The sequence below is a fragment of the Psychrobacter alimentarius genome (assembly GCF_001606025.1).
GTDB lineage: Bacteria > Pseudomonadota > Gammaproteobacteria > Pseudomonadales > Moraxellaceae > Psychrobacter > Psychrobacter alimentarius.
In genome coordinates this window covers 2,237,366-2,252,685 of record NZ_CP014945.1, presented here as the reverse complement: position 1 = coordinate 2,252,685, position 15,320 = coordinate 2,237,366, and the positions used below count along the sequence as shown (strand labels likewise).

Below are 15,320 nucleotides of genomic sequence, written 5' to 3'. Positions count from 1 at the left end.
GTGGTTTTGATTTATTAAATATAATATATATTATATTTAATAAAATTAGTGTTATTAATAATTAATATAAGAAAAGATATTTATTAATTAAAGAGTTTTGACAGATAAGTGTCTAATTTTATTGAAAATTAATTTTGATTAATAGCACTATATGATTTATAATAGTTATAGCCCAATATAGTATTGTACGGTATATTGGGAATAATTTTAGCGAAATAGCATTCTATTTATGTGTAAACATAATAGGATGTTTTTTCGCTATTTTTTTTGACTTTTTAAATCATCTCAGTTTATGTAAAGGCTAGCTATAATAGTATGGATATCATATATGGCAACTCTTGAGTTTATTCGTTATCAACATCAAAAGATAGAGTTAGGTGTAGATTCGATAGGTTGGAGTAAATCTAGAAAAAATCCTATTCCAAAGCTACCTCAGATCATATGGGAAAATAATTTGCCATGGTCTGAAGCAAACATATGGGCACTAGAACAATCTACGACATCAGCCAGAAATATAAAAACTGTTCGCTCAAGCATGTCACATATTTACGCATACGCAAAATGGCTAGAGAGTGAATCAATTTCATGGCGACACTTTCCAGAAAGAGAAAGTGAGAGATGCCTTACCCTTTTTAGAGGAGCACTGATAAATGCAAGAAATAATGGTTACATAGCTCCTAGCACTACATCTCAGAGAATGGCAACAGTTATCAGATTCTATAAGTGGATGGACAAAATGAACCTTATAGACTCTGAAAGACCTATGTGGAAAGAACGATTTTTTAAAGTGAAAATTAAAACGTCTTTTGGTTTAGAGCATACTTTGAGAATAGTAAGTACAGATTTAGCTATACCTAACCGAAAAATTATAAGCTCTTTACAGCTTGAAGATGGCCTTTTACCTGTTTCATTAGCCGCTATCAAGAAAATAATTAATCTTGCTAATACCTCCGCTTCACAAGAATTGGAGTTAATGTTGAAGATAGGTTTCTTTACAGGTCTACGTTTGGGCTCAATCACAGATTTAAAAGTAGGTACATTGGAGAATGCTACTCATATGGTTAACACTGGGTGGAAACAGTTATCTGTTGGTCCAGGAGCTAGGCCACCTGTAGCCACGAAATTTAGTGTTACAGGAAAAGTCTTAATACCTCAAGATTTGCTCAGCAGTTTGAAAAATTACTCTACAAGTACCAGACGCCTCAAAAGGCAAGCTCTAGCAAGCTTAGAAAATCAAAACCTACTTTTCTTAACTAGATATGGTAACTCTTACAATGGCGATGACAGTCGAGCTGTTAATGTAGAAATGTCGCGTCTACGTTCTAAAGGTAAAAAAGAAGGTCTAACAGTATTCAGAGGATTTCATTTTCATAGAACTCGCGCCACATTTGCTACTGAGTTAATGAAAGTAGCATTAAATTTTATGACAGTTGACGAATCTATTCAATTTGTAAGAGAAGCTTGCCTTCATAAAAATGAAAGTACCACTATGCAATATATTAAATTTATAGAGTCGAAAGAAGCAATGTCAGACACAGCAGACGCTTTTACTAATTTGTTCATGGGTTTAGGGGGGATTGATAAAGATGACTAAGCATGATCTCACATTTCCAAAATTACTAATAGGCACGCATGGAACTCCATGGGATTTAGGAATTTTTTTATACGTGGGTGCAGCTAAAAGTCCACGAAAGTATATCAGTGAGGGTATTGATAAAGGCGATTTTGGATTGATAGATATGGAGAGGTTACCATTGATTTATGATTTTCATGAGGCTTTGACAACGTTTATTGTACAAGGTAAGTCTCAAAAAACTATCATATCCTGTCTTGAGGATTTAAGAAAAATATATGTGTGGGCAGACAAAAATTCACAGCCAATGACACATGAAAATATTCTTAGTGCTTTCTATCTATGGACTGAGTACTTGCTGGAAAGAGCATATGTAAAAAAAGAAATTAAACCACTTAGTGCATATAAGCTTGCTACCAAGATTGCTAATTTAATTGCTAAGGCAACTAAAGTATGTGGTCCAAAGCCAGGAAAAAGTATTATGTGTTTGACACGTATGAAAAGACCAGATTCTAGAATAGAGTCTTTAGGCAAACCTACCGATAAGTTAAATACAAGTCAATTATTTGAATTTGGAAATATTTTAACATCAATATGTAATACTTTGGATGTCAAAACTATTAGAGGAGAATTACCGATAAGAATAGCTGTTGATGATGAAATAAAAATAAAAATAGTAGGTCATCTACATCAACCTGATTTAGATTTATCAACCATAAATAATAAGGGTCTTTTAAGGTCAGCGTTAAAGAATCGCCAAGCTATGCCCGACGAAGAACATTTACTAGATAAGTATAAACGATATTCTATTATAAAGTTACGGGTTGAATGTGAGTTACTAATATTTATTGCACAGACTGGAGTAAACCTATCTCAAGCTATACAGATGGAAAAAAGTAGTTATAGATGGCAAACGAATGGTGAAAATCTTGATGTTTTTCGAGTATATAAAAATCGTCGTCAAGGAGATATTGTTTTTCGATGCTTCAAAAGTTATCGCAAGCATTTTAATCGTTATTTAAAATGGCTTGATGAAGCTGGATTAAGCGATTTTAGTGATCAATTGTTCCCTTTTTTTAGTAAATCTATTGTTCCACCTAGAGGGTCAGGTACAACTTTTACTACAACAAAAGCGTTATTTAAAAAAATAAACAAACCTTTTTTCGGTCCTCAATTGTTACGTACTAATCGTATCAATTGGCTGTTAAGACGCTCTCAGAATGTAGAGCTTGTTGCGGCAGAGATGTCGCATAGTAAATATGTATTATCAAAACATTATGAAAAGCCACATTATGAGTCAATAACTCAAGAAATTATCAAATATCATACTCAAACTGAAGTGCTTCTCTCGTCACCTGGCCCTGGATTATGTACGAAAGGTCATCAACCAAAACCTATCAATGATTTTTTAGTGAACTCTCCTAAACCAGACTGTATTAGCTCTGATGGTTGCCTATTTTGCGATAAACATAGAGATGTTATGAGTTTTGACTATTGCTTAAAACTTACTTCTCATGCTTTTTTTAAAAAATTAGAAATTAGCTATTATCATGCTTCTGAAAAAGAAGAGGTTCACCCGAGTTATCGAGTACTTGATCGAATTATGGAAAAACTAAAATTTATATCTGAAGAAAATGAGATTCAACAAAAATGGGTGAAGGAAGCTGAAAGTTCTATACGTGCTGGAAGATATCACACTCTTTGGGATGGTCACATACAATTATTAGAAGTACTGATATGAATTTAGAGCAACTACCAGGTTTGCAAGTCAAATCTACTCTTGGACAGCAAAATGCTCCAAACTTTAAGCCGAATTGTTGGCCACCAAAGAAAGATTTTCCTGTAACTCTAGACTTAGAGGGTAACCCATTATCACTATACGGCGATGTCAGATGGAATCTCACAGTTTGGAATGGGCATACTGCAAGTATATATTTTGGTGATGGACCTGGAAGAGGTAAAGCTGTCAGTCCAGAAAATGCGGCTATTTTGCGTCAAATTACTGCATGGTGGCTATGGGGACCCGATGCTGTGAGTTCAGCAAAGTCTTTGATGAGAAGATTTCAGTTGATAAGAGCTATTTTTTACATTTGTACAGAACATGGGATTTTAGCTACAGAGCTCTATAATTTTCCAATAGTTATGGATGACGTAATAACGAAATATGCAGCGAGAAAAGAGACGTTAATACCATGCTTAGTAAAATTGCTTTTAGCGAGAGAGCATTTAGGATTTGTTTTAATTGATGAAAAAGGGATTAGTTTATTGGATGCAAGTATAAACAGTTCAGAAAAAACGCAGACAGCTTATATTCCTCCAAGAATATGGAGTTATCAAATTCTAAGGTTACAAGAATGTTTGCAAGATTTCTTAAAACATAAACAAGAAATCACAAGTTGCTATAATTTCTGCCTAGAACTATATGCACATAATGCTGGTGGAAATTTATCAGATGCGTTTCCTATACGTAGAAATCACCGTCCTTTTCATAAAGCCATGGTTTCAGTTAAAAATAGATCAGGTAGAATTTATTATGAAAGTTTCTCCGTGATAGCTAAACGTTACGGTATTCATGACTTAATAGAAAAATGGGTAAATGAAAAAGTTAACATGAGAAGTTTTTCAAGGTATTTTAGCTTAATGAATGTCGTTGGCTTAGCATATGTTTTAAATTTCTCATTAATGCGAATTCAGGAAGGTAGCAGACTACGGGCTAATTGTTATGAAACGGAAAAAGATGATTTTGGTAATGAAGTACATATTCTCAGAGGTGTAACGACAAAAACTATAAAGGATGACAATGCTAGATGGATAGTGCCACCAACTGTTAAAGTTGCTATTGAAGTGATGGAGTTAGTCGCACAGCTGAGGTTGAAATCAGCCAAGGAAAACCCTCATCTAAGCTTGAGTAAAGAAGATATTAATAACCCCGTTTTACAGTCTTTTTTACATGAACCTTGGAGTGATAACTCGCCTAGATCTCAACCTAATGGTAGGTATAAAAAAATGTTCTCATACAGTGAAGCCATAGCAATGTGGCCTAAGCTTTTTGAGACTTCTGAGTTACAAATAACTAAGAACGATTTAGAAATAGCTAATCGTTTAACACCTGGTCTCAATACCGAAAAGTTTGCCATTGGGAAGGTGTGGCCTTTAGCTTGGCATCAGCTGAGAAGAACTGGAGCTGTTAATATGCTTGCAAGTGGTCTTGTAACGGATACTTCGCTACAATATCAATTAAAGCATGCTAGTAGAGCAATGAGCCAGTACTATGGAAAAAATTATTATCGATTAAAAGAACCGCTTAACGAACATGCTCGTAATACATACCTTAGTGAGATGTATAAATTAATAGTAAGAGAGTTCGAAGAATTACAATCGGATGATCATATTTCACCTCATGGTGAAAAACGTAAAAACCAAATATTGCACAAAATAACGGAAAAAGACCACAAGCAGTTGCTCAACGCTGCCAAGAATGGGGATATAAAGTACCGGCAAACCCTCCTTGGAGGTTGTGTTAAGTCTGGTCCTTCATGCCCTTATGGAGGTATTAATAATATTAGTTCATGTATGGGACATGATAATAAACTTCCCTGTGAATCTATACTTTTAGACACAAGAAAATTTGAGCTATGCTGAAAAAACTATAGAACCAAACTTGGTAAACTAAGTGTATTCACAGGAGTTTATCATGACTAAGAAAGTCAGAACCTACAGTGCAGCTTTTAAAGCTGAAGCCGTCAAAAAGATAGCAGATAATAATGGCAATGTTTCAGCGACTGCAAAGCAGCTAGGTATAGCCATGCAGACCTTATCTAACTGGCAGAATAAAGCGAATGAAGGCAAGCTTGTCGGCACTAAGCAATATGATCCTGAACTCATGGCCATTATAGAAGAGAATAAACGTCTTAAACGTGATCTCAAGGTTGCTCAGGAGGAGCGAGACATTCTAAAAAAGGCGACGGCGTACTTCGCGAAGCACAGTTGATGAAGTACGTCTTTATCAAGGATAACCAGAAAATATTTAGCATCACCTGCATGTGTCACGTATTAGATATTAAGCCATCAAGCTATTACAACTGGATAAATCGTGGCATCAGTAATCAGCAGATCCATCGCAATCAGTGTGAGTTGCTAGTCAGAGTGGCTCATGATGAGACTAAGCAGCGCTATGGCTATGAGCGACTGTATGCTTACCTTACAGGGCAAGGATATGCCATAAGTAAATATATGGTTAGACGTATAAAGGAAGAATGCGGCATTAAATGCCGTCGTCACAAGCGCTTTAAAGTCACCACCAACTCTAATCACAACAAGCTGGTCTATCCAAACCGTCTAGAACAGAAATTTAATGCCAATCGTCCTAATGAGGCTTGGGTCAGTGACATCACTTATATTTGGACAAATGAAGGTTGGCTATACTTAGCAGGTGTTAAAGACCTATATACTAAAGAGCTCGTCGGCTATGTCATCAATAAGCGCATGACCGCTGATTTGGTATGCCGTGCACTTAATATGGCAATCAAAAACAAGCGACCTAGCCAAGGGTTGATTTTACATTCTGACAGAGGCAGTCAGTATTGTAGCAATGAGTATCATAAGATCATTAAGTGCCACCAATTTACAGGCTCGATGAGTGGTAAAGGCAACTGCTTTGATAACGCGCCCATAGAGAGCTTCTGGGGCATATTAAAGAATGAGCTGGTGTATCACCAAGACTATAAAACAAGATTCGAAGCCATCAACGATATTACTAAATATATTGAGCTTGAGTACAACCAAACTAGAATTCAAAAGGGCTTGGGCTATAAAACGCCAAGACAGGTGTGGTTTGACTATTATCGTCAGGCTGCGTAATTAAAATCTCCCAAGTTTAGTTGTACGGATTTGACGGCAGGGGTCAGTAATAGAATGTATGAAATAGGCTTATATAAGAAATTTTTTGTCCAACAATTGAAAAGTACAACTATCGCAAGTCAGAATCTCATCTTATGGATAGAGAGACCTTCCAAGTAAACTCGCCTTCGATCTAATCTGAGCGGTTCATAGACAGTATGAAGGTATTTACTACCTGGCAATCAACAACTTTACAGCAACCTCAAAAAGACACTCATCTTTGATAGTAATACTAACTTTGCCATTATGAGCATTGGCGATAGCTTGCACAATAGATAAGCCTAAGCCTAAGCCTGTTCCTGAATGCATCGTATTCGTTTTATCATGACGATAGAATCGCTCAAACAGTTTATCGGCTTCAATCTGATTTAATGGTTTGTCTAGACGGTTGGTCATAGTTATTCTTAACCAGAGCTGCTCTGGGGATTGAATATCGTCTTTTGGCGCATTAAGCGAGGTGCTTGAAGTGAGGACAGTAGCGGATATCATAATAGTGCTATTACTAGCCGCATAATAAATCGCATTTGACATCAGGTTGGCAAACAGCCGTTGCAATAAGCCTTTATCACCTAGTACTGTTTTAAAATCACCCGATTTTTCAAAGATTATCTCACGATCCTCAGCAATCATCTCATAATAATCTATAAGCTTTGTGATCAAGCTCTCTATATCGACATGACTGATTTGCGAATCACTCAGCTCTTTTTGAGTTTTTGCCAGTAATAACATATCGTTAATCATGGCGGATAACTGCTTTAACGTATCATGCTGATGATGCAATTGCTCAATGTATTCGTCGCTTTCTCTTGGCTTAGTTAACATGACTTGCGTTTGCGTACTCAGCGTCGCTATTGGCGTACGTAGCTCATGGGCGATATTGTCTGAAAACCGTGATAATGATTCAAAGTTACTTTCAAGCTTGACCATCATAGAATTATAAGACTCCGTTAGTGGACGTAATTCTAACGGCATATCGCCAACCACAATTCTTTCATCTAACCTTTGAAGATTAATGCCTTTCATCTTTTGTACGATAGTAGCTAGGGGAGCAAAACCCCAGTGTACACTTAGTGCTGCTACTGAAACCAATAATAAGGTAATGGCGATAAGTATCAAGCTCAGCTGGCGATTAAACTGGATAAGATATTGATTATGCACATCGATAGGTAGAGCAATAAATGCCAAAACCTCTTGATGTGTAATGATAATGGCTCGGTAATGCCTATTATTTATCTTGATCATAAACTGCTGATCGCGATAGTCCTGCAATAGTTGTAACAAGCTAAAATCTGCCGGTAGATCATTGATGAAATTACTGGGATCGCTGGATAATAATTTGCCATTTTTATCTGATACTAAGGTTTTTAAATCATAATCCAGCCAAGAAGAATGTAGATGATTGGCATCAATTAGCGCTTGCGACTTTGATACTGTGAATAGTTCTATGTGATCTTCCAAACTAACCATACGTTTGCGCAGGTTAAAAGCTGCATGAGTAAGGATTTCTGAGTCCATTTGCTCAAAGTGTCCACTCACAGAGCGCTGAACCCATGCGTAGATAATAACCTGAGAGATAATAACGAACAATGTCAGTAAAAAAATAGTTCGCCATAACAGTGACCAACGCCGATTCTTAGATTTATGTCTCATTTGATGTCAGACTGTCTTTATTAATACTATCGTCGCCCATGCCACTATCCACGTCGACAGCCAGTGGCTCTAACTTGTAGCCCATTCCGCGTACCGTATGAATCAGCTTTATATCAAATCCATCATCAATTTTTATCCGCAAGCGCCTTATAGCCACGTCAATGACATTCGTATCACTCTCAAAGTTTATATCCCATACTTGCGAGGCGATCACAGTGCGCGGCAGTACCTCACCTTGACGTTCTAAGAAAAGTTGTAATAAAGCAAACTCTTTAGCAGTCAATTTTATATTAGTGTTGCCTCTATGAACGGTGCGTTTGGCAATATCCATTTTCAGATCAGCTATGTGTATGACCGAGCTTTTATAATCAGATTGATTGGCACGGCGCAATAGGCTTTTTATTCTAACAATCAGTTCAGCAAAAGCAAAAGGCTTGGTCAGATAATCATCGCCACCAATTTCAATACCTTTGATCCGATCGCTTAAATCATCTTTAGCCGTTAAAAATAAAACTGGCGTATGCTTTCCAGCAGCTCGGTAGCGCTGTACCAACTCAAAGCCACTGACGTCAGGTAGCATGACATCCATCAAAACCACACTAAAATCTTCAGTCATTAACGCATGATAGCCATCTAAACCTGTCATGTGATGATCCACGATGAAACCGGCCTCAGTTAAGCCTTTCTTAATATATTCTCCAAGGTTTTTCTCATCTTCTACTAACAGTACTTTCATCGTTGCTTACCTTTATATCATTATAGTTGTCAACAGCGTATCACTAACATTGTTAGCTTATCAGCCATATATTTATCAGGAACCCTTGTTATAACAGTGTTCTTTGGATAGAGACAGATGCTGGTATTTGGTTTTAATGACAAGAAGATGACAATATTATGCTGTTCCTAACGAACATGTAATATCCGTGTCATCTAGCTGTCAGCCACCATTTAGTATTCTAAATCAACGCCGCATATTGGCTTGTCTCTGATACAGACTGCCTCTACGAGTAAAGCAATTATCCTACTTAAACAGTTTGTTATTTATCTTTAAAGGGTCTTATATGAAAAATTATAGTTCATTAAAAAAAGCAGCTTTGCTTTCAGTATCGATGTTAGTGGGCATGTCAGCGGCCAATGCGCATACCACAAACTTAGATGCTTCTGTTCTCGGTAATTGTGATGCGCTCACTAGTTTTGCAAAGAACGCAGATCATAACGATGCACAGATTTCTAGCGTGCAAATGAAAGGCTATGTTGATGCGAGAGTCGCGTGTCAGGTGCAGCATCAAGATCAACACTTGCAGTCTGAAAAGTATTTTGTGAAAAAATATGGTAGTGAGAAGTAATACTAAAAGATTATCTGCGATATTAAAATACAAAATTAGAAGTCTGACAACATTGTAATCTTAACGTCATCTACCAGTCAGAATGATTAATGTATCATTTAGGCTGGTTTAACAGCTATTGAACTCAATAGCCTTTAATCCAAACAATAGGAATTAATCATGTCACAATTTAAATTACTGTCTAAATCAATCGCAATGACGGCCATCGCTCTTGTCGTATCGACCTCAGCTATGGCGCATGACCCTAAAATGCATGCTGAAAAAGATCAAATGAACTGTGAAAAAATGCAAAAGCATATGGATATGATGGGAAAAATGGATCATAGCAAGATGGACATGAGCGATCCTGCCATGAAAGCGATGATGGCTAACATGGGTAAAATGAAGCAAATGTACCAAAAACACTGCGTTACTAACGACAGTAAATCTTAAAAATTTTAGCTCTGTTAAATAGCAGTCAACACTTAACGGAAATAAATTCTTAGGAAAACATATGAAATTTTTATTGGGTGCGCTCTTTACCGTATTTGTGGCAATCGTTAGCGTGTTTGCGGTTGTTACTAGTGGCGTTGTCAATGTGGGAGCTGACCAAGAGCATAGCCCAATGATGTTTAGCTTTTTAGAAACTGCTCGCAATCGTTCCATAGAAAATGCCAGTAAAGATATTGTGGTACCAGATTTAGAGAAGGTTGAGCTAATCAGTTCTGGTGGCGCGGACTATAAGGATATGTGTGCAGGCTGTCACTTGTCTCCGGGAGTGGCACAAACTGACTTTAGTGAGAGCTTATATCCAAAGCCGCCCAACTTTACCAAGGCTGATATTGTCAAACGTTATCAAACAGAAGACGGTGCAAAGCAAAGCTTTTGGGCAATTAAGCACGGTATTATGGCATCTGGAATGCCTGCGTGGGGCGCGTCCCATGATGACGGTAGAATGTGGGCAATGGTAGCCTTCATTAGATCGTTACCTGAATTAGATGAAAGCCAATACACGATGCTAACCACTAGGATAGATGGCGATATGATGGACATGTCATTTGACGGTGATATGAATATGTCAGATGGTGGTGATATGGGTATGAATATGTCGGATGATGGATCTGGAATGCAGCATTAATACTTTCTAGATATGAAAGCCTCCTAACTCACGGTTGTCGCTATTAATAATGCAGTACTGAACAGTGCTGCATTTAATGTTTTTAGTTAAGTACATAAGAATTCAAATATAGGGTGTAAGTTTTTAGAATATCGAGCATAACAATAGACGTTTAGGAGTAATTTAATGAGACATTACACACATGTGCTTTCTAATGGACATAGCTGGTTATCCGGTCGTGTCCTTTTATTGATGGTGACATCGTCACTCTCGTTAACGCTAGCCGCTTGCAGCCAATCTAATACCAGTGGCTCTGATTCTCAACCAGTAAAGGTTGAACAGTCTGCTACCCAGAATGCACAAGTACAAAATGAAAGTTCTGCTCCTACAAATGCTCCCGTTAACAGCTCGTCATCATTACTCAAAAACGTCTCAGCCACGGTTTATAAAGATGCCAACTGCGGCTGCTGTAAAGAATGGGTAGGCTATGCAAAAAACAATGGATTAAGTGCAACCACGCACGATGTGGAAGATCTATCCTTATTTAAGGAGCGTTATGGCGTACCACAGCAAATGCGCTCTTGTCATACCACCGTTACCACCGACGGTTTTGTCTTTGAAGGGCATGTCCCTGCTAAACACATGGCTGAATTCTTAGCAAATCCTCCTGCACAAGCTATTGGACTTGCCGTACCGAGTATGCCGGTTGGTAGCCCCGGTATGGAGTATGAAGGTAAATTCATGCCTTATAAGGTAATGCAGCTTAATAAAGACGGCACCACAGAAGTCTATGCTGCTATTGAGTCTCCTCAGCAGCAGCTGTAGTGTTGGCTTAGATGTGAATAGATTCTGTTAAATATCGAAAATGTTATAACTATAAGCTTAACCACCATCTCTCAAATTAAATCAGGTTATCATTATGAATAAAAAGAACATACTGAACCGCCGACGTTTTTTAACCGGATCCTCTGCTGTCCTTGGTGCCTCCTTGATGCCGACTATTGCTAGTAGCGCATTGGGACAATCGAGTCGCTCAGGCAGTCAGGGCGCTACTATTAACAGTGATAAACCCGATCATAAAGTACCCATACTGACAGGCAAAGAGTTTGATCTTTATGTCAGCAAAAAACCCATCATTGTTGATGGCAAGTCAAGCACGGCGACGCTCATTAATGACTCATTACCAGCGCCAACGCTAAAAATGCGCGAGGGCGATACGGTAGTGATACGCGTCCATAACCAAATGAATGAGTCGACCTCTATTCATTGGCATGGTCTACTAGTACCGTTTGAGATGGATGGCGTGCCCGGCATTAGTTTTGATGGTATACCAGCAAATAGCACCTTTACGTATAAATTTACGCTGAAACAATCTGGCACTTATTGGTATCACTCGCACACTGGATTCCAAGAACAAACCGGTATGCGCGGGGCCATCGTCATTGAGCCGAAAGGGCGCGAACGTCATCCTATCGACGAAGACCATGTGATCGTGCTTAGTGATTGGACCAGCCGCAACCCGCATAATCTCTTGAAGCTGCTCAAACAGCGCGCCGACTTTGACAACTACCATCTACCAGACTTCAAAAAACTGCTTGCTGATATTGCCGAAACGGATATGAAAACCGCGTTTGATAAGCGCAAAATGTGGAATCAGATGCGCATGATGCCGACAGACTTTACTGATCTGTCTGGTGAAAAAACCTTTACCTATCTGATGAATGGTAAAACCACAGCGGCTAACTGGACGCAACTTGTCAAGGCTGGACAGCCTGTCAAACTACGTTTTATTAATGGTTCAGCGCAGACGATATTTGATGTACGCATCCCCGGCCTAAAAATGAAAGTCGTCGCGACGGATGGGATTGATGTCAGTCCCGTCGATATCGATGATTTCCGTATTGGGGTGGCCGAGACTTATGATGTCATCGTGACGCCCACTAAAGACGCGCATACCATATTTGCTCAAAACATAGATCGGTCAGGCTATGTTGCGACAACGCTTGCTACCAAAAAAGGTGCTCGTCCTGCGATACCTGCTATGGACAAAATCGAATGGCTGACGATGGCCGACATGATGGGCGCCATGGGATCGAATGGCTATAACGCTAAACATGCCAAAACAGAATATGACTTTAAGTCCGATATGCGCGTTGATAGTCCGCGTATGAACCTTGATGACCCTGGTATTAATCTACGTAACATTGATAGAAAGGTTTTGAATTATAGTCAGTTGCGCTCTGTCGGCGATGAGATAATGGCAGAGCAGCGCAAACCCACCAGAGAGATTGAAATACATCTGACGGGAAACATGGAGCGCTATATTTGGGCTCTAGACGGGGTTATGTTCAAAGATGCCGCACCGGTCAATATTAAGCCCAACGAGCGCGTACGTATTACCTTAGTCAATGACACCATGATGAATCATCCCATGCATTTGCATGGTATGTGGAGCGATCTGCGGATGCCTTCAGGTGAGTTTCAAGTACGTAAGCATACGATAATGGTACAGCCTGCACAAAAGATAAGCTTTGATGTCACCGGAGAAGCTGGCAGATGGGCATGGCATTGCCACTTGCTCTATCACATGGAAGCAGGGATGTTTAGAGAAGTTGCCGTTGTTTAATAAACCTTCGAATATGAGCCTTATTATGAAAATATATAAAGTAGGTCTACCGTTTATTGGCATGTCATCTTTGATGCTACTAATGTCACCTTTAGCAAACGCTGCTGAGATGTCGAACATGGATCATGGCAGTATGGACATGTCTGGTATGGACATGTCTGGTATGGATATGTCAGATATGGATCACAGCAGCATGGATATGTCGGGCAATATGTCAGATATGGACCATAGTGGCATGGATATGTCAGGCGATATGTCGGATATGGATCACAGTGGTATGGATATGTCAGGTGACATGTCAGATATGGATCATAGTGGCATGGATATGTCGGGCGATATGTCAGGTATGGATCATAGTGGCATGGATATGTCGGGCGATATGTCAGGTATGGATCATAGTGGCATGGATATGTCGGGCATGGATCATGGCAGTATGGACATGTCAGGAATGCAAGGTGGCGAAGCACCAGCCGATGCTCGAAGCCCTGACTACTCGAACGGTGTTCCCTATGGTCGCTTTGGTAAGCCTGTGATGATGGGTAGCTTACCGTTATGGGGCGTATCAGTAGACGATTTGGGCTATCAATTTGACGATGATCAAATCAATTATGAGTTTGATACGTGGTACGGTACAGACAGCAACCGCGTAACGCTACGTAGCGAAGGTAGTATCCAAACTAAAGATGATAAAGAAATTGATAGCTTAACCTCACTATCTTACTGGAAGCCACTTAGTATTTTTTGGAATGGGGAAGCCGGTGTTGCTTATGATACCGAAAATGATAAATCTGCCGTGATGGCTGGTATTGCAGGCACTGCACCTTACTTCATCGAAACCGATGCTAGAGCTTATTTATATACTGATGGGCAAGTTCGTCTAGATCTAGGTGCGGAGTATGAGTGGCGCTTAGATCAACATTGGGTAGTGATTCCAGAAGTAGAGCTGACGGCGTTTAGCAAAGATGATACAGATAACCATATTACTAAAGGCTTTAATGAGTTTGGGGCTGACGTTAGGCTTACTTACGAGATGTTAAGTCGTCAGCTCGCGCCTTATGTGGGTATCAGCTATGAGACCGCTTTAGGCAACGCAAGAGATTTGCGACGTCAAGAAGACGAAGCTGTTGATTCTAGTAGCGTTACAGCTGGTGTGAAATTTTGGTTCTAGTGTTAACCATGTAAGTAACAACAGTTTATAACACTAGCTCTAAAAAAAGGCACCTCTTTATTTAGGTGCCTTTTTACTAAATTAAGGACAAGAATATGAATAACCATATGGATAATAAACAGAAGCAAATGAACCCTTATGTAAAGTTCACAATCATGATTTTAACATCGACAGTCGTGATGTTTATCATGATGTATTTTAATACTTATCAATGGGATCACGTTTATTTTAGCGAAACCAGAGCTTATATGGCGTTATATATGGGCGCTATGATGGCTATTATTATGCTCGCCTTTATGACCAATATGTATAAAAAGACTAAGGTCAATCTAATGGTTTATGGGATTAGTGTCGTGCTATTTGCCTTTGGTTTATGGGGCGTTAGATCACAACAAACGGTCGATCAAGTGGATTGGATGCAGGCGATGATACCGCATCACTCGATTGCTATTTTGACCAGTTCGCGTGCTGATATCGAAGATCCACGTGTACGCCAGCTTGCTGATGACATTATCGAAGCACAAAAGCGTGAAATCGGTGAGATGCAAGCGCTTATTGATGAGTTGGAATAGGCAGTCACAAATTTTGAGCACTTTGTATTAGGTGTTATTAAGTAAGCAGACTATTGAGAGGTGTACGTTCACACACTAGCACTATATCATTACTTATACTAAGGAAATAACAAATAAGGAGTCCTTGTAATGGTTATTATGATGCACGGTATGATGAACGGGACTATGCACGGCATGATGAATGGATCGATGCACGGTATGGGTTGGGGAGAATCTATTGTCTCCTTATTGTTTACAGTACTGGTTTTTGCGGTACTGATATTGACTATTATGGCCTTACTCAAATATTTGCGTAATAAAGATTAAGTTCCAATTGAAACTTAATTTTCGAGATATCTAGATTAGTAATTAGATGAATAGCAATTAAAGGTTGATGATTGTGCTTTAAAA

At 39.0% G+C, this 15,320-nt stretch carries 14 protein-coding genes; 12 read left to right on the top strand and 2 right to left on the bottom strand.

Annotation, left to right across the window (positions count from 1 at the left end; translation table 11 throughout):
• Nucleotides 1–328 precede the first annotated feature (328 nt).
• The 4 genes from A3K91_RS09175 (at nt 329) to A3K91_RS09155 (ending at nt 6,433) form a co-directional block, all read left to right on the top strand.
• On the top strand, nt 329–1,594 hold the full coding sequence (locus tag A3K91_RS09175) for a site-specific integrase (RefSeq protein WP_062844977.1): 1,266 nt from the start codon (nt 329–331) through the stop codon (nt 1,592–1,594).
• Nucleotides 1,587–3,314 (top strand): hypothetical protein, encoded by a 1,728-nt coding sequence (locus A3K91_RS09170; protein WP_062844976.1) that lies wholly within the window; start codon nt 1,587–1,589, stop codon nt 3,312–3,314. Before A3K91_RS09175 ends, A3K91_RS09170 begins: the two co-directional genes overlap by 8 nt.
• Nucleotides 3,311–5,215, top strand: coding sequence for a hypothetical protein (locus A3K91_RS09165; RefSeq protein WP_062844975.1), 1,905 nt, complete (start codon nt 3,311–3,313; stop codon nt 5,213–5,215). Before A3K91_RS09170 ends, A3K91_RS09165 begins: the two co-directional genes overlap by 4 nt.
• A gap of 52 nt (nt 5,216–5,267) precedes the next feature.
• Nucleotides 5,268–6,433, top strand: a protein-coding gene (locus tag A3K91_RS09155) for an IS3 family transposase (protein ID WP_099046703.1) whose coding sequence is annotated in 2 segments (ribosomal slippage) — nt 5,268–5,526 and nt 5,526–6,433 — 1,167 coding nt in all. Because the reading frame shifts where the segments join, the coding sequence is not laid out codon by codon here.
• A gap of 210 nt (nt 6,434–6,643) precedes the next feature.
• On the opposite strand, the gene A3K91_RS09150 is transcribed toward A3K91_RS09155, so the two are convergent.
• Nucleotides 6,644–8,122 (bottom strand): ATP-binding protein, encoded by a 1,479-nt coding sequence (locus tag A3K91_RS09150; RefSeq protein ID WP_062844973.1) that lies wholly within the window; start codon nt 8,120–8,122, stop codon nt 6,644–6,646.
• On the bottom strand, nt 8,112–8,858 hold the full coding sequence (locus A3K91_RS09145) for a heavy metal response regulator transcription factor (protein ID WP_045448100.1): 747 nt from the start codon (nt 8,856–8,858) through the stop codon (nt 8,112–8,114). The genes A3K91_RS09150 and A3K91_RS09145 overlap by 11 nt, the downstream gene beginning before the upstream one ends.
• A gap of 325 nt (nt 8,859–9,183) precedes the next feature.
• Between A3K91_RS09145 and A3K91_RS09140 the strand changes: the two genes are divergently transcribed.
• The 8 genes from A3K91_RS09140 (at nt 9,184) to A3K91_RS14080 (ending at nt 15,236) form a co-directional block, all read left to right on the top strand.
• Nucleotides 9,184–9,468, top strand: coding sequence for a hypothetical protein (locus tag A3K91_RS09140; protein ID WP_062844972.1), 285 nt, complete (start codon nt 9,184–9,186; stop codon nt 9,466–9,468).
• A 159-nt stretch (nt 9,469–9,627) separates the two neighbouring features.
• Nucleotides 9,628–9,900, top strand: a complete 273-nt coding sequence (locus A3K91_RS09135; RefSeq protein ID WP_011959985.1) for a hypothetical protein — start codon at nt 9,628–9,630, stop codon at nt 9,898–9,900.
• A gap of 61 nt (nt 9,901–9,961) precedes the next feature.
• On the top strand, nt 9,962–10,585 hold the full coding sequence (locus tag A3K91_RS09130) for a c-type cytochrome (protein WP_045448094.1): 624 nt from the start codon (nt 9,962–9,964) through the stop codon (nt 10,583–10,585).
• A 165-nt stretch (nt 10,586–10,750) separates the two neighbouring features.
• Nucleotides 10,751–11,389 carry a DUF411 domain-containing protein gene (locus A3K91_RS09125; RefSeq protein ID WP_062844971.1) on the top strand — a complete coding sequence of 213 codons (639 nt, stop codon included), beginning with the start codon at nt 10,751–10,753 and terminating at the stop codon, nt 11,387–11,389.
• 94 nt (nt 11,390–11,483) lie between these two features.
• On the top strand, nt 11,484–13,190 hold the full coding sequence (locus A3K91_RS09120; RefSeq protein WP_062844970.1) for a copper resistance system multicopper oxidase: 1,707 nt from the start codon (nt 11,484–11,486) through the stop codon (nt 13,188–13,190).
• A gap of 25 nt (nt 13,191–13,215) precedes the next feature.
• Nucleotides 13,216–14,358 carry a copper resistance protein B gene (locus A3K91_RS09115; RefSeq protein ID WP_062844969.1) on the top strand — a complete coding sequence of 381 codons (1,143 nt, stop codon included), beginning with the start codon at nt 13,216–13,218 and terminating at the stop codon, nt 14,356–14,358.
• A gap of 95 nt (nt 14,359–14,453) precedes the next feature.
• Nucleotides 14,454–14,930, top strand: coding sequence for a DUF305 domain-containing protein (locus tag A3K91_RS09110; protein ID WP_037059145.1), 477 nt, complete (start codon nt 14,454–14,456; stop codon nt 14,928–14,930).
• 129 nt (nt 14,931–15,059) lie between these two features.
• Nucleotides 15,060–15,236, top strand: coding sequence for a hypothetical protein (locus A3K91_RS14080; RefSeq protein ID WP_157769651.1), 177 nt, complete (start codon nt 15,060–15,062; stop codon nt 15,234–15,236).
• The last annotated feature ends 84 nt before the right edge of the window (nt 15,237–15,320 follow it).